The 24,696-nt window shown below is 42.6% G+C and carries 20 protein-coding genes; 9 read left to right on the top strand and 11 right to left on the bottom strand.

The window, feature by feature from the left end; genetic code table 11:
- Positions 1–26 precede the first annotated feature (26 nt).
- From HC175_RS01995 to guaA, 3 genes are read right to left on the bottom strand one after another with little or no spacing between them, the layout of a single operon-like run.
- On the bottom strand, positions 27–446 hold the full coding sequence (locus HC175_RS01995; protein WP_168136835.1) for an OsmC family protein: 420 nt from the start codon (positions 444–446) through the stop codon (positions 27–29).
- Complete coding sequence (locus HC175_RS02000) at positions 446–2,377, bottom strand: LysM peptidoglycan-binding domain-containing protein (protein ID WP_168136836.1); 1,932 nt, start codon at positions 2,375–2,377, stop codon at positions 446–448. Before HC175_RS02000 ends, HC175_RS01995 begins: the two co-directional genes overlap by 1 nt.
- 10 nt (positions 2,378–2,387) lie before the next feature.
- Complete coding sequence (gene guaA, locus HC175_RS02005) at positions 2,388–3,917, bottom strand: glutamine-hydrolyzing GMP synthase (RefSeq protein ID WP_168136837.1); 1,530 nt, start codon at positions 3,915–3,917, stop codon at positions 2,388–2,390.
- 303 nt (positions 3,918–4,220) lie between these two features.
- Between guaA and HC175_RS02010 the strand changes: the two genes are divergently transcribed.
- Positions 4,221–4,520 carry a hypothetical protein gene (locus HC175_RS02010; RefSeq protein ID WP_168136838.1) on the top strand — a complete coding sequence of 100 codons (300 nt, stop codon included), beginning with the start codon at positions 4,221–4,223 and terminating at the stop codon, positions 4,518–4,520.
- Positions 4,521–4,570: 50 nt separating this feature from the next.
- Entirely contained in the window at positions 4,571–5,311 is a 741-nt protein-coding gene (locus HC175_RS02015) for a DUF2071 domain-containing protein (RefSeq protein ID WP_168136839.1), read from the top strand.
- Positions 5,312–5,353: 42 nt separating this feature from the next.
- On the opposite strand, the gene HC175_RS02020 is transcribed toward HC175_RS02015, so the two are convergent.
- Positions 5,354–6,730: a pyridoxal phosphate-dependent decarboxylase family protein gene (locus HC175_RS02020; RefSeq protein ID WP_209309896.1), complete on the bottom strand. Its 1,377-nt coding sequence runs from the start codon at positions 6,728–6,730 to the stop codon at positions 5,354–5,356.
- 5 nt (positions 6,731–6,735) lie between these two features.
- Complete coding sequence (bshC, locus tag HC175_RS02025) at positions 6,736–8,355, bottom strand: bacillithiol biosynthesis cysteine-adding enzyme BshC (RefSeq protein ID WP_168136841.1); 1,620 nt, start codon at positions 8,353–8,355, stop codon at positions 6,736–6,738.
- Positions 8,356–8,472: 117 nt separating this feature from the next.
- On the opposite strand from bshC, the gene HC175_RS02030 reads away from it, so the two are divergent.
- The 3 genes from HC175_RS02030 to HC175_RS02040 are packed head-to-tail and all read left to right on the top strand — an operon-like array spanning position 8,473 to position 14,781.
- The gene (locus HC175_RS02030) at positions 8,473–10,986 is read left to right on the top strand and encodes a M14 family metallopeptidase (RefSeq protein WP_168136842.1); all 2,514 of its coding nucleotides are present in this window, start codon (positions 8,473–8,475) and stop codon (positions 10,984–10,986) included.
- Positions 10,976–11,929, top strand: a complete 954-nt coding sequence (locus tag HC175_RS02035; RefSeq protein ID WP_168136843.1) for a calcium/sodium antiporter — start codon at positions 10,976–10,978, stop codon at positions 11,927–11,929. The genes HC175_RS02030 and HC175_RS02035 overlap by 11 nt, the downstream gene beginning before the upstream one ends.
- A gap of 17 nt (positions 11,930–11,946) precedes the next feature.
- Positions 11,947–14,781, top strand: coding sequence for a M16 family metallopeptidase (locus HC175_RS02040; RefSeq protein WP_168136844.1), 2,835 nt, complete (start codon positions 11,947–11,949; stop codon positions 14,779–14,781).
- A gap of 382 nt (positions 14,782–15,163) precedes the next feature.
- On the opposite strand, the gene phoU is transcribed toward HC175_RS02040, so the two are convergent.
- The 6 genes from phoU to HC175_RS02070 are packed head-to-tail and all read right to left on the bottom strand — an operon-like array spanning position 15,164 to position 20,558.
- Positions 15,164–15,838 carry a phosphate signaling complex protein PhoU gene (gene phoU / locus HC175_RS02045; protein WP_168136845.1) on the bottom strand — a complete coding sequence of 225 codons (675 nt, stop codon included), beginning with the start codon at positions 15,836–15,838 and terminating at the stop codon, positions 15,164–15,166.
- A gap of 12 nt (positions 15,839–15,850) precedes the next feature.
- Positions 15,851–16,645 carry a phosphate ABC transporter ATP-binding protein PstB gene (gene pstB, locus HC175_RS02050; protein WP_168136846.1) on the bottom strand — a complete coding sequence of 265 codons (795 nt, stop codon included), beginning with the start codon at positions 16,643–16,645 and terminating at the stop codon, positions 15,851–15,853.
- A 1-nt stretch (position 16,646) separates the two neighbouring features.
- On the bottom strand, positions 16,647–17,501 hold the full coding sequence (gene pstA, locus HC175_RS02055; protein WP_168136847.1) for a phosphate ABC transporter permease PstA: 855 nt from the start codon (positions 17,499–17,501) through the stop codon (positions 16,647–16,649).
- Entirely contained in the window at positions 17,494–18,372 is an 879-nt protein-coding gene (gene pstC, locus HC175_RS02060) for a phosphate ABC transporter permease subunit PstC (RefSeq protein WP_168136848.1), read from the bottom strand. Before pstC ends, pstA begins: the two co-directional genes overlap by 8 nt.
- 44 nt (positions 18,373–18,416) lie before the next feature.
- Complete coding sequence (locus tag HC175_RS02065) at positions 18,417–19,352, bottom strand: PstS family phosphate ABC transporter substrate-binding protein (protein WP_168136849.1); 936 nt, start codon at positions 19,350–19,352, stop codon at positions 18,417–18,419.
- A 9-nt stretch (positions 19,353–19,361) separates the two neighbouring features.
- Positions 19,362–20,558: a porin gene (locus HC175_RS02070; RefSeq protein ID WP_168136850.1), complete on the bottom strand. Its 1,197-nt coding sequence runs from the start codon at positions 20,556–20,558 to the stop codon at positions 19,362–19,364.
- 284 nt (positions 20,559–20,842) lie between these two features.
- On the opposite strand from HC175_RS02070, the gene HC175_RS02075 reads away from it, so the two are divergent.
- From HC175_RS02075 to HC175_RS02090, 4 genes are all read left to right on the top strand, one after another.
- Positions 20,843–21,538 (top strand): TVP38/TMEM64 family protein, encoded by a 696-nt coding sequence (locus HC175_RS02075; RefSeq protein ID WP_168136851.1) that lies wholly within the window; start codon positions 20,843–20,845, stop codon positions 21,536–21,538.
- Positions 21,513–22,763, top strand: a complete 1,251-nt coding sequence (locus HC175_RS02080; protein WP_168136852.1) for a cysteine desulfurase-like protein — start codon at positions 21,513–21,515, stop codon at positions 22,761–22,763. The genes HC175_RS02075 and HC175_RS02080 overlap by 26 nt, the downstream gene beginning before the upstream one ends.
- The gene (locus HC175_RS02085; RefSeq protein ID WP_168136853.1) at positions 22,760–23,434 is read left to right on the top strand and encodes a TIGR02117 family protein; all 675 of its coding nucleotides are present in this window, start codon (positions 22,760–22,762) and stop codon (positions 23,432–23,434) included. Before HC175_RS02080 ends, HC175_RS02085 begins: the two co-directional genes overlap by 4 nt.
- A gap of 89 nt (positions 23,435–23,523) precedes the next feature.
- A complete protein-coding gene (locus HC175_RS02090) occupies positions 23,524–24,582 on the top strand; it encodes a class I fructose-bisphosphate aldolase (RefSeq protein ID WP_168136854.1) in 1,059 nt (352 codons plus the stop codon).
- Positions 24,583–24,696 lie beyond the last annotated feature (114 nt).

The raw sequence follows: 24,696 nt of genomic DNA on the forward strand, positions 1-24,696 counted from the left end.
GGCTTAAAAAAAGAAAAAGAAAACCGCTATAAAGAAGTTGTTTCACTTTCATAATGAAAACTAATATCGAGGACAATGTCTGGATGTAAACTGTAAAGCACGGGACATGTCTTTGCCGCACGTTCCAGGATCTTCCTTTCTTTGTCATCGTAGGAAGTCGGGAAATTTATGGCAACTTTTATGCCCGAAATCCTTCTTGGATCGGCAGCCATGGTCTTGGTAACTTCGGCAGATGCACCAGTAACCTGAAGGTCGAGATCTCTCGCTTTTATGCCAATAATTGTAAGCATACAACTGGCAAGTGCAGTAGCCACGGTATCTGTAGGAGAAAATGCTTCTCCTTTTCCCTGGTTATCCACAGGGGCATCTGTAATAAAGGAACTTTTACTTTGCAGGTGTTCACAGGAAGTTCTGAGCTCCCCAAGGTAAGTCACTTTTGATGTCATTATCGAACAGCGTTTAAATTCAGGTTACGATCGTATGCAAGAATGTAAATGGCCTTGTTAATATAACCTCCAGCAGGCCTGAGGTCATAGTCAAATTTATTTTCAACATACTGCGTAGTTCCTTCTTCATTAATAGAAGAATAAAGATCTGGTGCAGATGCTAACCTCAACAAGACATCGTAAGTCACATCGAAACCACGCACGGCATACCTGTTTGGCACTACTCCATATTTGTCTGAATATTTTTTGATAAAGTTGCGGTTTTGAGATGGATCATAAGAGCGCTCTACAGATGGATAATGAAAATTCAGTTTTCCTAAATGGGTGTTTGAAATATTATCACTGTCAAAGGAACTGTTCCTGTCGGTCGTTAGCAGGGTTATATTATAAGGACCTGCAATGGAATTCAAATAGGAAGTAGCGTTACTTAACACTCCAATCTTGGTAGATTCCAGGATCACCCAGTTGGGCCGGGACTTGTCGAGTGCGGCAGCCATTTCAGCCTGACTAATATTTCCGCCCTCGCGAGGTGTTACCATACGTGCAGCAGGAAAAGCTGCAGTTAACTTACGACGTTTTTCTACAGCACCGGCATCGGCAATGATCACAAGATTTTTCCCATTAGCGTTTTCGGAGATATAAGATATCATGGCATCGGCAAGCATTTCATCTGTGGGTACAGTCTGCAGAAAATTATCCAGAGAACCCGCCTCTTTCTTGGTTAGTGGCGAAATAACCGGAATGTTTCTGCTCTCCAGGCCTCGTGCAGCGGTCTCCACTGTAGATTGCACCAGGGGACCTATCACGGCATCCACATTACTAAAATTATGAGAATTGAGAAGCCGGTTTACTTTTCCGGAGTTACCTTCAGTATCCAAAAATGTTACATTTGTTGAAATACCCAAGGTACGGGCAGAATCTATAGCCATCAAAACTCCGCTGTAAAAGTCCAGAGAGATTTGCATCACCCGGTCTTTCCTGATCCTTTCATTCACATTACTTGTAGAATCGGTCGTGACGATCTTATTTTTATTAAAGGGCAGCATGACCACCAAATTCTTTGGCTCGTAGTTCGAAATACGACGCTCCAGGTTTACCACATCTGCCTCCTCATATTCCTCTACGGGTGCAGCATCATCATTATTAGGAATTTTCAGAACCATTCCAGATTTAAGTCCATCTGCAAGTGCAGGATTCAGAGAAACTAAAGAGTCCCGGCTAATTCCGAAGCGCCTTGTAAGACTAAAAAGGGTTTCCTGGGGTTGCACCTGGTAATATTTAAATAAAGGACCTTCTACCTCAACTACCTTTTCCACATTACCATTTTTCACTTTGATCACCATTCCTGGCTGCAGGGTTTGCATGGTGGGATTAAGACGCTGAAGATCGGCAATGGTGATGTTGTATTTCCTGGATATTCCGTAAAGGGTTTCCTGTGGCAGCACCACATGCTCCTTAAGAGATAGATCAAGAATATTTCCTGAAGGGGGTGCAAGAGGTGTTTCCTTGAGGGAAGAAGCCTTTGGGATCCTTATCTTTTCTCCCTTTTTCAATTCCTGAGAATAAAGGTGCTTGTTGTACTTCTTGATATCTTCAATGCTTACATTATACTGCTGGGATAAGCTGAAAAGCGTCTCCTGTTTTTTAACCCGGTGCATTTCGAATTCAGTATGCTGCTGCTCCTTCTTCTCCCCATTCGAAGGCTGTTGTTCCCTTTCAGCTCCAATAGGCACGACAAGCTTTGCGTTCGGTTTCAATCCGCGGCGGGCATCAGGATTGTATTTAAAAATGGTCTCTTCAGAAATATTGTACTGGCGTGCAATGTCTGAAGTTGTCTCTCCTGCTTTTACAATATGATATTTGTACTGCTGTGCAAAGGACTGCAATACAAAGAATTGAAAAATAAGGAAAAGCAATGCTATTTTTTTCATAGGTCAATTTTTATTCCCACTCGATCGTGGCAGGTGGTTTGGAGCTGATATCATATACTACCCTATTAACGCCTTTAACTCTGTTAATTATTGTATTGGAAGTTTTTTGCAGAAAATCGTAAGGAAGGTTTACCCAATCGGCCGTCATTCCATCAGTTGATTCCACTGCTCTTAAAGCAACTACTTTTTCATAGGTCCTTTCATCTCCCATCACGCCCACAGAATTCACCGGCAGCAGAATTGCTCCTGCCTGCCAGACTTTATCATACAACATCCATTCTTTAAGACCGTTGATGAATATAGCATCTACTTCCTGCAGAATGCGCACCTTTTCGGGCGTAATATCTCCCAGGATTCTTATCGCCAGTCCGGGACCGGGAAAAGGGTGTCTTCCTAAAAGTTCCTTATCTATTTCAAGTTCTGCCCCCACTCTTCGCACTTCATCTTTAAAAAGCATTCTAAGCGGTTCCACAACCTTTAGTTTCATATAATCTGGCAATCCTCCCACATTGTGGTGAGATTTAATTGTTGCTGAAGGACCATTCACTGAAATGGACTCAATAACATCTGGATAGATCGTACCCTGTGCAAGATATTTAACATCCTGAATGCGGTGAGCTTCATCATCAAAAACATCAATAAAGGTCTTCCCTATCGCCTTCCGCTTTCCTTCAGGGTCTGATATCCCTGCGAGGGCATCCAAAAAACGTGCCGAAGCATCTACCCCTCTTACGTTTAGCCCCATGTGTTTGTACTGGTCAAGCACACTCTCAAATTCATTTTTACGCAGCAAACCATTATTTACGAAGATGCAATAAAGATTTTTTCCAATGGCTTTATGTAAAAGCACAGCAGCCACTGTTGAATCCACGCCTCCGCTCAATCCCAGAACTACCTTGTCATCTCCTATTTGCGCCTTAAGTTCATTTACGGTCATATCAACAAAGGCTTCAGGAGTCCACTCCTGTTCCACGCCGGCAATATGAACCAGAAAATTTTCCAGCAGCTGTTTCCCATCTGTAGAATGATATACTTCTGGATGAAATTGAATTGCATAGGTTTCTTCGCCTTCAATGCGATAGGCAGCATTCAGCACATCGGGTGTGCTTGCCAGCCTCACGCCATTTTCAGGTAACTCCTTTATGGTATCACTATGGCTCATCCACACCTGTGAATTTTCAGTAATGCCATCAAAAAGCTCCTCGCTATCTTTTATAACCGAAAGATTTGCGCGGCCGTATTCTCTTATTTCTGAAGCTTCGACTTTTCCGCCATTGAAATGAGCCAGATACTGTGCTCCATAACATACGGCCAGAAGAGGGAGCTTTTTTCTAATTTTTGAGAGGTCTGGGTGAGGAGCCTGCTCCCCTCTCACCGAGAATGGACTACCCGAAAGTATTACTGCTTTAAAGGTTGAAAGTTCCTGCGGAATCTTATTAAATGGATGAATTTCGCAGTAAATGTTGAGTTCTCTTACGCGTCTTGCTATTAACTGCGTGTACTGCGAACCGAAATCTAAAATGAGGACGTTGTTGTGCATGTGCAAAAATAGGAATTTGAACCTATTTTCCTCCTACACGGCAGGTTTTTTGTCTTCGCTTATGCACTGTAAGAAAAAACTTCCAGCTATTTCCGATTTATCACTTCCTACTGTTATAACCATAGCGTTCTGAAGGTGATGCGAGCCGTTTATCTATGAGCCGTTCAAGATTTTTATCGATGTAATGCATTTTATATCGATAAAATACAGCAAATAAAAATATTTTAATTATTTTCAATTTCAGAAAAACGCCCTGCCAGTACCACGATGAAATTCAGTGTTGCAAATTTGTTTCTTATTCGGTTGAAAGAGGGCCAGCATGTTTCCTATAATGAAAATCCTGAGATCATTTCTTTTCTTGAAGAACTTAAGCTCGTGGAGGTATACAACAAAAAGGTGCTACTTACCCATAATGGAGGACTTGCTGCAGGAATGGGAGTCGAGGATTACCTGAAGTACAACAAGATCGAAAAGGATATTCTGGATTTTTCGCTGGAAAAGAATCGCATAAAGAACCGAATGCTGTTACTGGCATTTTGCCTCCTCTTTCTTCTCTTCATTATTGCGCTTGCCAGCAATCTCTCCTTCCTGCAGGTGCTTTAAAAATTAAACTTTTCCCAAAGCTTCGGCAGCATTACCGGACTTTAATAAATTTGAGAAACCGCTATTCTCTTGAGCTTATGAATCTTTCCATTGCATCAGAATTCAGAAAAGTCGCTTACATTAATTACAGGATCCCTGCCGAGATCATTGAAAAATTTCTCCCAAAACATACAAAACCCGATCATTACAACGGGGACTGTATGCTGAGCCTTGCAGGCTTTCAGGTGAAGAAATTAAAAGTTGCTAATGTGAAGCTGCCATTACTAAAAGAGTTTGATGAAGTAGACCTGCAAATCTATGTCAAGCGCTTTGATGGTGCAAAATGGAGAAATGGAATTGTGGTGATCTCGCGAATTTTCAACCAGCCGGCACTTACAGCATTGACCAACACATTTTTTAAAACCAACTATGTGGCGCAAATGGCATCCGGAACTGTAAAAGAAACTGATGCTTCTTTACAAGTCAAATACTCATGGCAGTTGAATGAAGAGGAGCAGAGCTTTAAGGTAAGGAGCAATCAACTTGCCGCTCCTTATGACAAGGATACCGAAGCAGCATTTGTTTTAGACCGCCCCTACGGCTATGTTAAGTCAGATGAAAAAACTTTCGAATACGAGATAAAGCATGCGGCCTGGCATTTATATACGGTAGAGGAATATTCTATAAATGTGGATTTTTCCCGACAGTTCGACCCGGCCTTCAATGTCTTGAATTCACAGGTTCCCCATTCCGTAATTCTTACTGAAGGATCAACCCTCGAGTTTGGTGAAAATCGAGAGATCACCTCCTGAACCTTCGTCCCTTCTCTCTATCTCTTTAAAAGTTTTTTCTCATTATTTCATGGTATCGAGAATGATATCAATATCGGCCTCGGTGGTTTCAGGATTGATAAAGCAGAACCGTGAGATGGTCTCATATCCATCTTCTCCCATCCATTTTGTAGGTGTAACCAAAGCTATTCCCGCCTTATGATTTCTATAGGTCCAATCCCTGTAATCTTCTGCCGTCCATCCTTTTCTTCGGAAAAGCACTACAGAAAGGCTTGCGGGCCTTACCAGCTCCAGATTCTCATCTGCTTCTATTTTCTTAGCAGCAATTTGTGCCAGCTGTATGCCTTTTTCAATGGCGTTGGTATATTTTTCGGTCCCGTGCATGGCCAGTGAAAACCATAAAGGCATGCCACGTAATCTTCGGGTAAGTTGGATCTGGTAATCGGCAGGATTAAAACCTTCGGCTCCTTCATCTTTAAAGATCTCCAGGTAGGAACCTTTCTGGGAGTGTGCATCTGCAGCGTATTGCATATCCTTATAGATCACAGCTCCACAATCGTAGGGTGAAAAAAGCCATTTATGAGGATCTATGGTAATACTATCTGCTCGCTCAATTCCGTTGAAAAGATGACGTACAGATGGTGCCGCCAGAGCACCGCCACCATAAGCTGCATCCACATGGAACCATACCTTTTCCTTTTCACATACGTCTGCAATAGAATCCAGTTCATCAATGATCCCGGCATTAGTCGTTCCTCCAGTAGCAACCACTGCAAAAAGTCTTTCCCGGTCCTTAGGTTCAAGCTCAAGAATTGCCGATTGTAGTGCGTGGCCTCTCAGGTTTTCATCTGGACAATCAATCATTACCACATCTGCATCCATTACCCTTGCCATCGCCTGGATAGAGGAGTGTGCTCCATTGGAAGTGAGCAGCAAAGCCCGTACTCCAATATTGGCTGTATCTCTTTTGCGCCAGGCTTCCCGGGCTGCCACCAGGGCAGAAAGATTGGCTGCAGTACCTCCACTGGTGAAAACTCCAAAGGCACCTTTTGGAAGACCTGTTAATGACACCAGCCACTTCATTGCCTGATTTTCACAAAATATTCCACCAGCACCTTCCATCCAGTAAGCTCCATGTATACTTGAGGCCGAAGTAACAAGATCAAACATGATCGCCGCACGCGTGGGCGCTGCTGGCACAAATGCCAAATGACGCGGATGATCGATTGGTACTGTGGCCTTGACCAGAATGTCCCTGAACATTTTGAAAGCCACCTCCCCTCCTATTCCATTTGGAGTTACAGTTTCTCCGATCATTTCGAACAGTTCCTCTTCCCGTTTTGGAGCTCCTAATTCTGGTGTGACATTAGAAATACGATCAACGGTATATTTCATGACATCAAGGGTCATCTCGACGAGATCGATGTCTATTTTATGCATTTTCGTCATAACGAAAGTATATCAAATTTTAAATCAAGAGGCCGAAGCTGCTCCAGCAGTCCGACAACAAGGTGCTCACCGTACTCCAAGTAGAATTCAGAAAAATTATGGTGTCTTTCCTGAAGACCCTTTCCAGGAAAAAGGTCCTGCTGCAATGCGGCAATACGTGAAACCTCATCTTCCAGCTTTCTTTTTTGTGCCTTGAGCAGTCTTTTTTCGAGATGCTCAAGTCCCTTTAGTTGTTTTACCTCCTGGGCCTTAACGGCGTTTAGAAAAGATTTATCTGTTTGCTCTGCGAGCTCGTAAAGACCACTGAATTGTTCTACCAGGTGTTCCTTTTGCGGAGAGAAATCGATATCAATATTAGAGATCTTGCGTACTTTTCTATTGATCAACTCGTGCGGCTTCAAAAATAGTTCCTGCAAAGAAATGTTCAGTTTTTGCCTTTTTTGATCCTGCTTCTTTGATTGGAGCAGCACAGAATTCCGAAGTAATAATATAGGAAAAGTCACCTTCACACTTTCGAAAAGCGCTTTTAGCTGCAGCCAGTACGCCAGCTCTCCTCCCCCTCCAATATAACAGAGATTTGGCAGGATCACCTCCTCATAAAGCGGCCGCAGCAGTACATTGGGACTAAACCTCTCCGGATGCTCGTCAACAAGCTTCTCCAGTTCTTCCCTGGTCCAGGAAATTTCCTGCTCGTGCACAAAAAATTTCCCGTCCTTTTCAATAATGCGCTCCCTAAGTCCCTGCTCCATATAGAACAGATTGATCTCCCGCGGATTCACCTGCACCGCATATCCGTTTTTCTCGAGAGTTTCAGAAGTTTCTTTTACGTTTCTAAAGCTTAGCTGCTGAAATAATTCCTCCTTTACATATGGAGTAAAAAAGCGCTTCAGTTCTGGACGGTGGGCATCAAGAATGACCAGTCCTTCTTCTCCAAAAAGTTCATTGGCCAAATATCGAGTGGCATCGGCAAGATTTTCATGTTGCAGATATGCCTTTTCAAACCAAATTTTAAGTTGTTCAGCATTCTTACTATTCCCAATTTCAGCTGAAAAGAGTTCAAAAACATCCTGAAGACCTTCTGTTGGAAATTCTCCTACCGGTCCTCCCGTTTTTTCAGAATCAGGTGGATTCCACTGAAACTTCTTTCCGTGGAGATGAAAGAAACTTATCTCTTCAAAATCATGATCTTCTGTAGCCATCCAGTAAAGCGGGACAAAATTATATTCCGGATATGCCTTTTTAAGATCGGCAGCAAGATTAATGGCAGTAACGATCTTGTAAAGAAAATATAATGGGCCGGTAAAAAGGTTGAGCTGATGCCCAGTGGTTACAGTAAAGGTCTTATCATTCGCTAAAAGTGCGATATTTTTGGCTGTAGCTTCAGAGGTTTGCAGGTCCCTGTATTGTTCCTCCAGAACATTGATCAAGGCCGTACGTTTTTCCCCGCCTCCTGCTGCATTATAATTCTCTTGTTTGGAGGTGATCTGCTTTCCGAAGTTATCCAGCGTAGGGAATAATTCATAAAATGGCTTTACATTCTCTTTTTGATCCAGGTAGTCGGTAATGACAGCAGTAAAGTAATTTGTTTCCCGATAGGAGAGAGAATGTTTCTGCATTGAAATGAATTTTCGCAAATATACAACTCTGCGCGCTGGCTGTAAAATGCGGATATAGATATTCCCACAGATAATGTTTTATATTTACAAGCTAATATGTTAACTTCTTTTAGCCTTATGAAAAGATTTACTGTCTTATTTACTGCACTTCTATTTAGTATTCAATTCGCATTTGCACAACAATCTCCCGAAGAATTCCTGGGATATCCTCTCGGAACAAATTTTACACGGCACCAGAAAGTGGTGGAATATTTCACCCATGTTGCCGAGAATTCACCTCTCGTTCAATACAACACATATGGAGAAACTTACGAGGGTCGCCCACTTACTTATGCCGTCATCTCTTCTAAAGAGAATCTTCAAAATTTAGAGCAGATCAAGCAGGAACATTTGAAAAATGCAGGAATTGGGGGTTCTCCCGCGAGCTCTGCTTCCAAGAAAGCCATTGTATGGCTAAGTTATAATGTACACGGCAACGAGGCCTCAAGTACCGAAGCTTCCATGCAAACCATTTACGAACTGGTCACCCAAAAGAGTGATTGGTTAAAGGATCTGGTAGTGATCATTGACCCAGCCGTTAACCCCGACGGGCGAGATCGATATGTAAACTGGTATAAGCAGGTCAAGGCTACTCCATTTAATACCTCGCCAATGGCTATAGAACACAATGAGCCATGGCCGGGAGGTAGGCCAAACCATTACCTTTTTGATCTCAACAGGGACTGGGCATGGGCAACACAGACAGAAACCCAGCAGCGACTAAAGATCTACAACCAGTGGCTACCACATATTCATGTAGATTTTCACGAACAGGGCAAGAACAGCCCGTACTATTTTGCACCAGCAGCCGAGCCATTACATGAAGCCATCACACCATTTCAACGAGATTTTCAAAAAGAAATAGGTAAAAACCATGCGAAATATTTTGACCAGGAAGGCTGGTTATACTTTACAAAAGAAGTTTTCGATCTCCTATACCCAAGTTACGGAGATACTTATCCTACCTATCTGGGCGCTATTGGCATGACCTACGAACAGGCAGGGCAGGTTGGACTTTCCATAGAAACTGATCATGGATATCTTCTCACTTTAGTTGACAGGGTAGCACATCACCATACTACCGGACTTTCAACTGTAGAGGTAGCAGCTCAAAATGTAGAGCGACTGAATAGTGAATTTGCAAGATTCTATAAAGACAGTGAAAATGGCAGCCTTAAATATGTGCTCTCGGGCCATAAAGATAAGATCGCTCTTTTAAAGGAGCTGCTTGATAAGCACGAAATAAAATATGCTCATGCTACAAATGGAAAACTTAAAGCTTACGATGCTTTAGAAAAAAGGAACAGAACTGTAGATCTTGATCAAAACAGCCTGGTTCTCTCAACTGCACAACCTAAGGGCAAAATGCTGCGTGTCCTCATGGAACCTTCAACTAAACTTCCAGATTCCCTGACTTATGACATAACAGCCTGGAGCCTTCCTTATGCCTATGGGTTACATGCATTAAGCACACAGGGAAATGTTCCTACAGCTGCTGCAGAAAAGGCACCTGCAGTTCAAAATTCTGCTTCCCCACAGGCAGCAGCTTATCTCACCACCTGGAACAGCATGAAGGATGCCCGATTCTTATCTGACCTTCTAAAGGCCGGAATCATGGTGAGATTTACCGAAACCGCACTTGAGAATTCTGGCAAAAAATTTGGGCCGGGAAGTCTTGTCATCACTAAAAGTGACAATAGAAAAGTTGAAAATTTTGAAAAGACGCTATTAGATCTTGCTACCGAGCACCAAAGAGACCTTACTGCCACCAGCACCGGATTTTCAACCTCTGGTCCAGATCTTGGTTCTTCACAAGTAAGAATAATAAATACGCCCAGAATTGGCCTTTTAAGAGGGGAAGGAACTTCTTCTTTAAATCATGGGGAGCTGTGGTATTTCTTTGAACAGGATCTTAATTACCCTGTAACCTCCATCGACACAGAATATTTTGAGGGTGTCGACCTAACCAAACTCGATGTCATTGTACTACCTTCTGGAAATTACAGAGCCCTACTTGATGATGAAGGCCGGGCCCGTCTGGTTTCCTGGGTAAGAGAAGGCGGAAAAGTGATTGCCATAGGTAACGCCTTAAACAGTTTTGCAGGTAAAGATGGGTTCAACTTAAAAGAGAATAAAGAAGAGGATCAGGATTCCATTCCAAAACCTAACCTCATTCCTTATGCGCAAAGGGAGCGTTCAGAAATTAAGGATCTTATTACAGGCAGCATCATCGAAACCAGAATGGACAATTCTCATCCCATGGCTTTTGGGTACGACGACACCTACCTGAGTCTAAAACTGAGTAATGACAGCTACAGCCTTCTTAGCGAAGGTTACAATGTGGGATATCTTGATGGATCTCCTAAAATAGTAGCTGGTTTTGTGGGAAGTGAAGCAAAAGATAAGCTTGACAATTCCCTCACTTTTGGGGTAGAACCAATGGGAAGCGGAACTTTTATCTATTTTGTTGACAATCCACTTTTTCGGGCTTTCTGGCAAAACGGAAAACTCCTGTTCGCAAATTCTTTGTTCTTTGTAAATAACAGCAGGATCACAAACTATACTCAAATTTCCAGTTCACATGCTAATTAATATCCTTTTACTTCTGGGTGGCTTTGTTGCCCTTATTTTTGGTGCCAACACTCTTGTTGATGCTGCCTCGAGTCTAGCATCCCGATGGGGAGTTCCCAGTATAGTTATAGGCTTAACGATAGTGGCCTTTGGCACCTCAGCTCCCGAACTGGTAGTAAATGTTTTTGCAGCTACTTCCGGAAGTACAGATATGGTCTTAGGAAATGTATTGGGAAGCAATATTTTCAATGTCCTGGGAATTCTGGGGATTTCAGCGCTTCTTTTTCCGCTAAGCGTAAAAACCAATACTACCTGGATCGAGATCCCGCTAAGCCTGCTGGCCGGGATCTGCGTTCTTGTGATCGCGTCAGATATTTTCCTTGATGGATCTGCCGGCAATCTTATTTCAAGAAGTGACGGGATCATTCTGCTATTGTTCTTTCTAATTTTCCTGGTGTATAACCTGGTGGTAGCAAAGAGCGGAGGTGCAGACGAGGAAATGGAGACCAAAAATTACAGCACAGGAAAAGCTGTGATGTTCATCATATTAGGACTGGCAGGTCTTGTACTGGGAGGTCGGCTAATTGTCACCAGTGCCGTAGAAATTGCTGAAGTGATTGGTCTTTCTGAAAGAGTGATCGGCCTTACCGTAGTTTCCATTGGTACTTCCCTACCCGAGCTTGCCACTTCGATCATTGCGGTGAGAAAGAAGAATGTGGATATCGCCATAGGAAATGTGGTGGGATCCAATATCTTCAACATCTTCTTTATCCTGGGAGTCTCGGGCACAATCGTACCTCTTGATATCAACCCCAGTTCAATATTCGATATTGCGGTCAATATTTTGGCTGGATTACTGCTTTTTATCTTTGTCTTTACCGGGCGAGGCCGCAAAGTTGAACGCTGGGAGGGAGCTGTTTTCCTTCTGGGTTATATCGCCTATGTCACTTATTTAATCATGTAATTCTGAATGTAATCTGAATGAAAGCACCTTTAAATTTTTATATCCTTTCTTTCCTGCTAAGTCTTGTCGCGGGAACTGCCACAGCTCAGCAAACTACTGAAGCTAAAGGCTTCGAAGTAGCTTATGAGACTTTTAGCCTTGACAACGGCCTTAAAGTCATTTTCCATGTAGATCGATCAGACCCTGTTGTTGCTGTAGCCTTGACCAGCCATGTAGGTTCTGCTCGTGAAAAAGAAGGAAGAACCGGGTTTGCTCACCTTTTTGAACACCTGCTGTTCCTTGAATCTGAAAATCTTGGAAAAGGCGGATTAGATAAACTTAGCGCCCGAATTGGAGGAAGCGGTGCCAACGGCTCTACCAGCCGGGACCGCACGAACTACTACCAGACTGTACCGAATGATGCCCTGGAAAAAATGATCTGGGCAGAAGCCGATAAGCTGGGATACTTTATCAACACCGTTACAGAACCTGTCCTTGCAAAAGAAAAGCAGGTGGTAAAAAACGAGAAAAGACAAAGTATTGACAACCGCCCTTATGGACATACCATGTATGTGATAGACAAAAATCTGTATCCAAAAGATCATCCATACAATTGGCAGGTAATAGGATCACTTGAGGATCTTCAAAACGCCACCTTGCAAGATGTCAAGGAATTTTTCAATCGCTGGTATGTGCCTAATAATGTCATTTTAACGGTGGCAGGTGATTTTGATACCCAACAGGCAAAGCAATGGGTGGAAAAATATTTTGGAGATATAAAAAGAGGTGCCGAGATCGAGGATCTTGAGAAAATGCCTGTAAGTCTTGAGGAGACGCGAAAGCTTTATTATGAAGACAATTTTGCTCGTTTACCCGAACTCACCATGGCCTGGCCATCTGTTCCTTCATATCACGAAGATGCCTACGCCCTGGAGGTACTTTCCACCTATTTGGCCGAAGGAAAAAATGCACCTTTTTACAAAGAGCTGGTCGCTAAGAAGAAGCTTACCCCCAATGTTCAAATGTACAATTACACCTCAGAGCTTGCAGGGCAGTTCATGTTACAGGTAAGAGCTTATGACGGGAAGGACCTGGATAGCGTATATGACGCAGTGCAGGAAACCTTTAAGAAGTTTGAAGCTGAAGGTATTTCTCATAAAGATCTTACTCGTATCAAAGCAGGCCAGGAAACCGCATTTTACAACAGCCTTTCCAGTGTGCTTGGCAAAGGGTTTCAGCTGGCGCAATATGAGATCTTCGCAAATGATCCTAATATGATCAATAAGGAGATAGATTACATTCTTGCCGTTACACCGCAGGACGTAATGAGAGTTTACAAGAAGTATATTCAAAACAAGCCTCTTGTTGCCACCAGCTTTGTTCCGAAGGGACAAATCGAACTGGCACTTAAAGGATCTCAACTCGCCCAGGTAGAGGAAGAACAGATCGTAATGGGTGCCGAACAGGAATTCGATCTGGAAGAAGAAGTTACATATGAAAGAACAGCATCCAGTTTCGACAGGACTGTGGAGCCGCCATACGGAGACGCCCCGAAGGTGAAAGTTCCTGAAATATGGGAGGAAACGTTAAAGTCTGGTCTTAAAATTCATGGCATTACGAATTCTGAAGTGCCTCTTGTCCAGTTCATGCTGGAGATAAAAGGAGGAATGCTGCTGGAGGAACCTTCGAAAATCGGAGTTTCTAACCTGCTGGCGAGCCTGATGACAAAAGGAACAAAAAACCGTACTCCGCAGGAACTGGAAGAAGCCATTGAACTTTTAGGTGCCAGTATAAGAGTAAATGCTACAGATGAAAAACTCATTATTAGTGGAAGCACTTTAGCTAAGAATTACGACGAAACAATGGCGCTAGTAAAGGAGATCCTTTTGGAGCCACGCTGGGATAATGAAGAATTTGCTTTAGCTAAACAGCAGGTGATTAGCCGCATACAGCAGGATAAAGGTTCTCCTAACAATATTGCAAGCAATGAATTCCGAAGGCTCATTTACGGTGAGAATCACATCCTGTCCAACAACAACTTAGGAACTGAAGCCTCTGTAGAAAACATCACGCTTGAAGATCTGAAAACATATTACAACAAGAATGTTTCTCCCAACATCGCATCATTCCTGATCGTGGGAGACATAGAGAAAAATGCTGCTGTAAATGAGGTGAAAGAATTGACCAAAGACTGGGGTGTCAAAAATGTGAAATTTAAAGACCTTCCTGTGGTCACTGCACCTACGGCTTCCAAAGTTTACTTTTATGATGTGCCGGGTGCAAAACAATCTGTCTTGCATATTGGATACCCTGCCCTTTCAGAAACAGATAAGGAATTCTTTCCCGCTACAATTATGAATTACCGCCTGGGCGGCGGCAGTTTCGCTTCCCAGCTAACGCAGGAACTAAGAGAAGGAAAGGGATATACTTATGGAATTCGTTCGGGGTTTGATGGCAGCACTATTAAAGGGCCTTTCCTAATCTCCAGCGGAGTGAGGTCCAATATTACTTATGAAGCTGTAGCACTGGTTAAGGATATTCTTGAAAATTACCCGAAGAACTTTAATGAGCAGGATCTAGAGGTGACCAAAGGGTTCATGATAAAGAGTAACGCCCGCAAATTTGAGACGATGGGATCAAAACTGCAAATGCTTCGGGAAATCTCAGACTACAACCGGGAAAAAGATTTCGTACTGAAGCAGGAAGAGACTGTGAAAAATATGAAGGTGAGTGACATCAAAGCTTTGGCCAGGAAATATGTGGATCCATCAAAAATGTACTATCTCATTGTAGGCGATGCAGAAACACAGCTTCCACGCCTGGAAGAACTCGGCTTCGGAAAACCCGTGCTCCTGAATCCAGAGGCAAAATAATTTCTAATACCTCATGAAAAAGGAATTTTTGATACCTCTTAAAAAAGACATTTTTGATACCTTTTGAAAAAGGCATTTTTGATACCTCTTGAAAAAGGCATTTTTGATACCTCTTAAAAAAGGCATTTTTGATACCTCTTAAAAAAGGCATTTTTGATACCTCTTAAAAAAGGCATTTTTGATACCTCTTAAAAAAGGCATTTTTGATACCTCTTAAAAAAATGCCCGGGAAGTTCCCGGGCATTTTTTTATTTCAGAAGTCTTGGCTCATGGCTCATGGCTCTTAGCCTTGGCTTTTGGCTTTTAGCTTTTAGCTTTTTAGTCCATCCACTTTCCACTTTCCACTTTCCACTTTCCACTTTCCACTTTCCACTAAAAAAATCTACTTCTTTCTTCCTTTTTTCTTTCTGTGTTTTAAAACTTCGGCCTCTCTGAAGAAAATGATCTCTTCAGCAATGTTAGTGACCAGATCTCCAATACGCTCCACTTTTTTTATTACTGAAAACAGCAGCATCACCTGGTCGATCACTTCAGGATTTGCCTTTACTTCTTCAGAAATAATAGCGAAAGATTTCATATTGATCTCATTAAGTATCTTATCTTTCTTAAAGACCTTTCGCGCAACTTTGGTATCTACCTGGTTATAGGCAACGGTTATATCATCAAGCATGGACAAAGCGGTAGTGAACATTTCTTCTACGCGCATCCTGTCCAGGAGTCTTTGCTCGATCTGGGTGTCGATCTTCACGATGTAGTTGGAAATTCCATAAGCGTGATCTCCTACTCTTTCGAGGTCAAAATTGATCTTCCTCAAAGCAAGCACAAATCGAAGGTCACTCGCTACAGGATTGTGAAGGGCAATGAACCTCTCACAGTCGCGGTCAATTTTAAGGTCCAGCGCATTTACCCTGTTCTCTGTATGTAAAACTTCTTCGGCAAGATCGCTGTCGTGGTTAAAAAAGGCTTCCTGCGCATTTTCGAGCTGCTTGGTACAAAGTTCAAGCATCTCAAGTCCCGCCTGGTTTAATGCCTCTCTATGTTGGTCTAAAGTGATCATGAGTGTATAGGATTATCCGAATCTACCGGTAATATAATTCTCGGTTTGTTGTTTTTCGGGGTTGGTAAATAGCTTTTTTGACTTGTCGTATTCAATGAGTTCTCCCATGTAGAAAAAAGCAGTATAGTCGCTTATTCTTCCTGCCTGCTGCATGTTGTGAGTGACGATCACAATGGTATATTTCTCCTTTAGCTCGTAAATAAGCTCCTCGATCTTAGCCGTTGAAATAGGATCTAAGGCAGATGTTGGTTCATCCATAAGAATAATGGAAGGTTCTACAGCTAGCGTTCTGGCAATACACAGCCGTTGCTGCTGCCCGCCCGATAATGCTAAGGCAGATTTATTGATATCTTCCTTGACCTCGTTCCACAATCCCACCTGTTTAAGGGAATCCTCTACCTTATCTCTCAGATAACTTTTGTCCTTGATCCCTTGTATTTTTAATCCGTAGGCAACATTCTCATAAATTGACTTCGGAAATGGATTTGGCTTTTGAAAAACCATTCCCACCTGCTTTCTTAGCTGCTCAACGTTGATCTTCTTCTTATAGACATTTTTGCCGTCAATAAGGATCTCACCTTCCATTCTAAATCCATCCACATAATCATTCATACGGTTGAAAAGACGAAGAAAGGTGGATTTCCCACATCCTGAAGGTCCTATAAAGGCCGTGATCTTGTTTGCCTTTATATTCATATTGATCCCTTTGATGGCCATGAAATCGTCGTAAAACACCTTGACTTCCTTAGCCTGAAGTTTGTGCTTTCGTTTGAGGGATTTATCTAATGTATCTTTGTTTTCTTTCATTTTATTTTAATTTACTCTGCCATCTGTTCCTGAAGTATACTGCGATTCCATTCATTACAAAAGTAATCAACAAAAGAATGATGATGGCTGCAGCGGCATTGACCTCAAAGCCATGCTGCGGTCTGGAGATCCAGTTAAAGATCTGAATAGGTAAAACCGAGAATTCATCCATAGGCGACTCGGGCGCAAATGGCACATAGGCGAGCGCTCCAATCACGATCAAAGGAGCGGTTTCTCCAACTGCCCTTGACAGGGCCAGAATGATCCCGGTGAGTATCCCACCAAACGATGCGGGTAATAACTGTCTGGACACGGTTTGCCATTTTGAAGCCCCAAGTGCAAAAGAAGCATCTCTTACCGACTTAGGAACGGCTTTTAAGGCTTCTCTTGTAGAAACTATCACGATAGGCAGAATCAATAATGCCAAGGTAAAACTACCGGCCAGCACGCTCGCTCCCATTTCCATGATCCTTACAAAAACCTCCAGTCCCAAAAGACCATAGATGATTGATGGTACTCCCGCGAGATTGGAAATATTTACTTCCAGAAGAGAAGCCATCTTGCTTTCTTTCGCGTATTCCTCAAGATAGATCGCAGCGGCAATCCCCAGAGGCAAAGCAATGATCGTGGTAAAAAAGAGGATCCAGATACTTCCCATCACGGCAGTATAGATTCCTGCCCTTTCGGCTTTCCTTGAAGGAAGATTTACGAGAAAATCCCAGTCAATTCTTTGTATCCCGTCTACAAGGATAGAACCAATGAAGATGGTTAGTAAAACAAGGCCCAGAAAGGTACAGATGATTCCCCACACCTTAAAGACCTGGTCGAACAGTCGGTTCTTTCTAATGTTATTCATATTTCTCCCTGAATTTTTTTCTAATCCTGTAGCTTATGGTATTCAACAGGAATGTAAAAATGAACAGCGTGATCCCTGCTGCAAAAATAGTTCGATACTCAAGTGACCCGTGTTGCACGTCCCCAAGACTTACCTGAACGATATATGCGGTAATGGTCTCGACCGGAACCGTAGGATCGAACGTTAGCCTGGGCTGCTGACCTGCTGCAATGGCTACGATCATGGTCTCTCCAATAGCCCTGGAAATAGCCAGAATGATGGAAACTATGATCCCCGAAGAAGCTGCGGGTACCAGTACTCTAAAGGAGTTCTGTAATTTAGTAGATCCCATTCCATAGGCAGCTTCCCTAAGTGAATTGGGTACTGCGTGTAAGGCATCCTCGCTCAGGGAGGAGATAAAGGGAATGATCATAATTCCCATCACCAGCCCGGCAGATAGGGAGTTGAATCCCGAGAGTCCTGGAATAAAGCTTTGCAGAAAAGGAGTAACAACGGTCAAAGCAAAGAAACCATAAACAACAGTAGGCACTGCGGCGAGCAGTTCTAAAGCAGGTTTAATGGTCTTCCTGAAGCTTCTTGGTGCATATTCGCTAATGTAGATACTAATCGACAGACCAACTGGTACAGCAAATATGATCGCTATAAAAGAGGTCAACAGAGTTCCTGAAAGTAAAGGAAGGATTCCGAAGTGCTTGTCGGAATAAAGCGGAGTCCACTGTGTGTCTGTAAAGAATTCAATGATCGAAACTTCACTAAAGAACCTTACTGCCTCAATGGAAAGCACCAGAATAATTCCAACAGTCACAGCAATGGTGACCAGGGCACTGGCCTGTAACCCTCCTTCAATTACTCTTTCTTTAATTTTTCGCATTTAAAAAGAAAAATTTTCCGGGGCCTTAACCCCGGAAGATAAATTTATTGCTGAGTATTATACTGCTCTACGAAAGAAGTGAATTTCTCCTGCTCTCTCTTATATTCTTCATCGGTCAAAGGAATATAACCCACGTCCTTTAGAAGACTTGGTGCTTCTGTAAGATAGAAATTAACGAAATCTACTACCGAAGGATTTTCAAGAGAAGAACTATTTACATAGATGAATAGTGGACGGGAAAGTGGTGCGTATGTACCATTGCTCACAGTTTCTGTTGAAGGCTCAACACAACCTTCACCTCCGTCTACCGGTACCATTTTCAATTTATCTGAATTTTCTTCATAGTACGCCAGGCCAAAGAATCCAAGACCATACTTATCTCCTGAAACGCCTTGTACAAGAACGTTGTCATCTTCACTTGCGGTATAATCCCCCCTGCTGCTTCCGCTTTTTCCAACGATAGCTTCAGTAAAATAATCAAAGGTTCCAGATGCAACTCCAGGTCCAAAAAGGTGAATTTCCTCATCTGGCCAGGTTGGATCTATCTGGTTCCAGCGTGTAATAGTTCCCTGCGCTGCAGGCTCCCAAATCTTTTTAAGTTGCTCAACAGTGAAACAACTCACCCAATCATTCTCTGGATGCACTACAACAGCAAGTCCATCATAAGCTACTTCAAGTTCAACAAAGGAGATTCCATTTGATTCGGCTATTGCCTTCTCATCATCTTTGATGGGTCTGGATGCATTTGTAATAGCAACCTCTCCTCTTCCAAATTTCTGAAATCCGCCGCCGGTTCCTGAAACTCCTATGGTCACATCCACATCTGGATCTTCGGCTCTGTACTCTTCAGCAATAGCTTCGGTTATTGGATAAACTGTACTGGAACCATCAATGGTGATTGCAGATTTATTGTCTTTTTTCTGATTCCCACAAGAGGCCAGGGAAACACTTATTGCAGTTAATAAAATAATTTTCTTCATGACTAATTGTTATAGGTGAATATCAAATTGTAATCTATAGGTCAAACCATCATTAAGCCCCAGGTTAAGATCTGTATAACTTATATCGGTCTGGATTTTTAGTTTGTGCTTGGCAATATATTTTGAAAACCCTAGGGTATATTGGTCTTCTACCTGCTGGGTTATTACATCATCCAGATCAATAGTGGTATACCTCCCTAATATCTGAAAATTATTTCTGAAAAGATAACCTGCCTGAAAATTAAAGCCTTTTCCAATGTTTACAGCATCTCCAGTAAGCGTCCCATCGGCATTTCTTGCAAATGGTTGATCGGAATTGCGATCTGCATATTCTGCCATAGCCGAGATTCCTCTGTACTTGAACATTGCATCAACAAAGAGGGTAGTAACATCAGTTTCGTAGAAACCATAATCGGTCTCCATGTAGGAACCCATGTTAGATCTGGTTTTTACCGCTCCATCGTTATGATCATAAGCAACCCCAACAGCCAGTTTAGGTGTTGTTTCGCGGTCGAAATCGGCACCCGAATAATCATTGAAGTCTCCAAAAGGCAACACTTCAAGACGTCCGGTATATTGAAAGCCTCCAAGATTTCCTGCCGTTATGTTTCTTCCCTCTCCCTGAGCTATAGAGAAAGCCTCTCGCATCAAGATCTTTCCGAAGTAGGTCTCGTGGTGCAATTGAAGGCCAAGATCGCGGTCAATATTAAATCGGCTATTAACAAGAGAGCGATCTACGGTTTCCATATTTCCTGAAGAGATAAGACGTTCACGGTTCCCCGGAAGTTTTGTCTGTCCCACCCAAAGCTCAAAATTTTCATAGAAGTTCCATTTTACCACAGCATCAAGAATATATCTCGGACTGTCTGAAGTAAAAGGAGAAGCTCCGGAAATATCCCTGTTCGATAAACCGAGCTCTAATTTATATTCCAATTTGGGGGAGTATGCAAATCCCTGAAACTTAAGTCGCGCTCTCCTGATTAAAAAATTAGCTTCTGCATTTCCTAAACCATCAGCTTCCGACACATCCCAGTTGGATGTAAAAAGAGATTGCATTCTAATCGCAAAATTTGCGCTGTAAGAACTGTCTTTGGCCACAACATTGATAAGTCCTTTTCCAAACTTATTTTCTGTTATATCTTGGCCTTGCACATTTAAATTCATTAAAAAGGCCAGGGCGAACAGAAGGCCGGTGGTAATTTTCATGATTTCTTAGTTTTTGTCTGCGGCAAAGGTGCGACGGCAATGTTAAGTCAATGTTATGACCAAGTTATTTATAAGTAAAAGGTTGCCCGAAGGCAACCTTACCTCATACATCTAAATCGACAAAAACTAAGAGTATATGATTGTGACTCAAAGATGCCCACTTCCTGCAAAGTGGATGTTATCTTAAAATGAAGCTAACTTTAAAAAAAGTGCATAGCTTTTATCTCCAGCAAATGATGGTCCCATTTTAAAAATTTTCTAATTTGTATGCTTATATATGAGCTGTGAGTAAGAATTTTATACAAGAGTACCTGTCCTTTTTTCTTAGTGGAAGTATACTCTTAATTCTGGTAGTACTCTATTTCGTTCACCCTCCCTTTAAAACTGAAATTGATCTTGCCTGGGAAATTCTCTTGAGTGAAGACAGCAACAGGATAGAAACCTACGTAAAACAGTACGGCATTTGGGGACCCGTTGCGATCATTGTATTCATAATTCTTCAAATGTTCCTTATCATCTTTCCATCCTGGCTGCCCATTATTGTGGGTGTGCTCGCTTATGGCTTCTGGTGGGGAATACTCATCAATCTTATAGGGGTGGGAATAGCCTCTACAATTGGATATTTCATAGGAAAACGTTTTAAGAATATCCTAAGGGAAGAGAGATATGAAAAGTGGAAGTACTGGATTGAACATTACAGTTTTGGCACCGTTGTCCTCTTTCGCATCTCTCCCTTCTTTTCAAATGATGCCATAGCTTTTATAGCTGGGATCTTCAGGATGTCGTATAAAAAATTTATGTTCGCAACCTATGCCGGGATGGTGCCCCTATCTTTTGCGGTTGCCTATTTTTCCAGTGACCTGGACAGGCTTGAAAATGGTTTATACTGGATTGGCGGTGTTGGGGCAATTCTCTACGGTTTTTATGTCTATCTTAATTACAGAAAAAAGAAAAATGAAAAAAGATCTGTTTCCCATTGACGAGGTGAGAGCTAAATTTCCTGCACTGAATTTTCAGGATCAGGATCAGGTATTTCCAGTCTATTTTGATGGACCCGGGGGCACCCAAATGGTACAGGCATGTATTGACCGAATGCTGGAATATATAGAAACCGGCATAGCTAATCTCCACGGAAGTTTCTCAACCAGCGTAAAGACCGATGCACTTTTAGCAGAGGCCAGGGAAGCCGTTGGAGATCTTCTTAACTGTGCTGCCAATGAAGTCGCCTTTGGGCAGAATATGACCAGCCTTGCCTTCCAGGTGTCTCACAGCCTTCGCCCACTGCTTCAAAAAGGAGACGAGGTGGTGGTTACCCAGCTCGATCATCGTGCAAACGTCGATCCCTGGATACACCTGGCAAAGGAAACCGGGGCCATTGTAAAATTCATTCCGGTAGATAAGGAAAAACTGGTTTTGGATCTCAGCCACCTCGATAACATCATTAACAATAAAACAAAAGTTGTCGCGATAGGCCTTTCCTCCAATCTCACAGGAACTGTGAGTGACGCAAAGAGGATCTTTAAAGCTGCAAAAAAGGTAAATGCAATAACCATTGCCGATGCAGTTCATGCGGTACCTCATTTTCTTATTGATAAACAAGAGCTGGGCAGCGACATCTTGTTCTGTTCTGCCTATAAATTTTTTGGTCCACACCTGGGAATAGCAGCTATTGAAAAAGGCCTTTTTGAGAGGTTAGAAATTCCGAAGTTACAGCCGGCTCCAAACGAGATCCCTTACAGGCTCGAAACCGGCACCCAGAATCACGAAGCCATCGCCGGACTTTGTGGCGCAATAAGTTTTATTGAGAACCTGGGTTCTGGGAAAGATCGAAGAGAGCGATTGAGATCTGGAATGCTGGCAATCGAAACGCATGAACAGGAACTTATGGAAAGCCTGGAATCTTTTTTACTTGCCACTCCTGAAGTCACACTCTATCGCGCTTCTAAAGAAGTACCAAGAACACCCACCTTTGCTTTCAGAATTGACGGAATTCACTCTCGTGATGCCACCGCCTTTTTTGCTGAAAAATTCAACCTCTGTATAGCCGATGGTCACTTTTATGCCGCTACGATGGCCGAAGTTTTTCCGGTGATGGAAACAGGCGGATGGATACGCATAGGTTTTGCACCATACAACACTTTAGAAGAAATCGAGATCTTCAAAAAAGCGCTGAAGGAGTTGCTCATTTTGAAAAGCAGGGAATGATCTTTCGAATCATCAGGTTTTTTGCCAAAGGTTTACTGGCATTTCTGCTTTTGATGTTGCTCTACTTTGTTGGGGCGATAATAGGCTCTGTGATCCCTGTAAATCTTGCGCAGCCAGAAAATGGAGAAATTAGCATTTATCTCAGAAGCAACGGCGCCCACACAGATTTTATTTTTCCGATAGAGAATGAAGTGGTGAACTGGAATAAATTAATAAGTGCAGAACATATCCTCTCAAAAAGAGGAAATTTCAACTATATTTCTTTTGGCTGGGGTGATCTCGAATTTTATCAGAAGACACCCGAATGGGATGATGTTGCTTTTCCCACCGCAATGCAAGCTGTTTTTTTACCCACCCCTTCGGCCATGCACGTGGAATTTGAAAGCGGAATAAGGATGCATCAGCCTACTATTCCTATTAACATCACCCGGCAGCAGTATCTCAAACTGAGTGAATATGTGTACCAGAGTTTTGAGAAGAATCCGGCGGGTGACATCAAGCCGGTTAAAGCGCTGCATTACAATAAGAATGATGCCTTTTTTCATGCCAATAGGGCTCTTAATCTTTTTTATACCTGCAACACCTGGGTCAACAATGGATTAAAGTATGCCGATATGAAAGCCTGCCTTTGGACCCCGTTTGACACAGGGATCTTCTACCAATACCAGTGATTTTATACATTATTTAAGAAGCTGCGCCCGCAACTTTTTAGCTAAAAATCTTAACTTCAGACTCATAGCTAATCAAATCCACACCTGTTATGAGTTACATTGATAAGATCACAGAAGTTTTAGGCGATGATGCTGCTTATTTGCTCAAACATAGCAGCCAAAAAATTCCGAAGGAAAGATTGCATGTTCCGGGACCAGAAACGGTAGATAATTTTTCTGAAAGTGACCGGAATCCTCAGGTTCTAAAAAGCCTGGCACAGCTATACAACAATGGCGCCCTTGGTGGAACCGGCTACCTCAACATTTTACCGGTAGACCAGGGAATTGAACACAGTGCTGCCGCTTCTTTTTATAAGAACAAGGATTATTTTGATCCCGAAAATATCATCAAATTAGCTATTGAAGCCGGCTGTAACGGAGTTGCATCTACTTTTGGAGGACTCGCATTACACGCCCGGAAATACGCTCACAAAATTCCTTTTGTTGTAAAGATAAATCACAATGAGCTAATGACCTATCCCAACAAATATGACCAGATTCCCTTCGGAAGTGTTCGTGAAGCCTGGGATATGGGTGCAACAGCTATTGGTGCTACTATTTACTTCGGAAGTGAAGAAAGTACCAGACAAATTCAGGAAGTAGCTGCAGCCTTTGAAGAGGCACATCAGCTGGGAATGGCCACCATTCTATGGTGCTATACCCGAAATTCAGCATTTAAAAAAGACGGAAAGGATTACCACACCGCCGCCGATCTTACAGGTCAGGCGAATCATATTGGTGTCACGATCAAAGCCGACGTGATCAAACAAAAGCTTCCGGAAACCAACTTCGGGTTCCAGGACATCAATTTTGCTAAACACTCAAAAGAAATGTACGAGAGTCTTACCACAGATCATCCTATAGATCTCTGTCGCCTGCAGGTAGCGAATTGTTACATGGGGAAGATTGGGCTCATCAACTCCGGCGGAGGTTCCGAAGGAGATTCAGATTTTAAGGCGGCTGTAAAAACAGCCGTGATCAACAAACGTGCCGGCGGCTGCGGACTCATCATGGGGCGTAAGGCCTTTCAACGGCCACTAAAAGATGGTATTGAGATCCTTCGAAGCGTTCAGGAAGTTTATTTAACGAAAGAGATTGATCTGGCTTAGGAAGTATTGAGTGGACCTGCAAGGTTTTCAAAACCTTGTAGGTCTGTTAATAGGAGTAATACTGGTCCAGGTTGAGACCCTGAAATAAATTCAGGGTGACGCGAATATCAGTAC

It is taken from the genome of Salinimicrobium oceani, assembly GCF_012037645.1.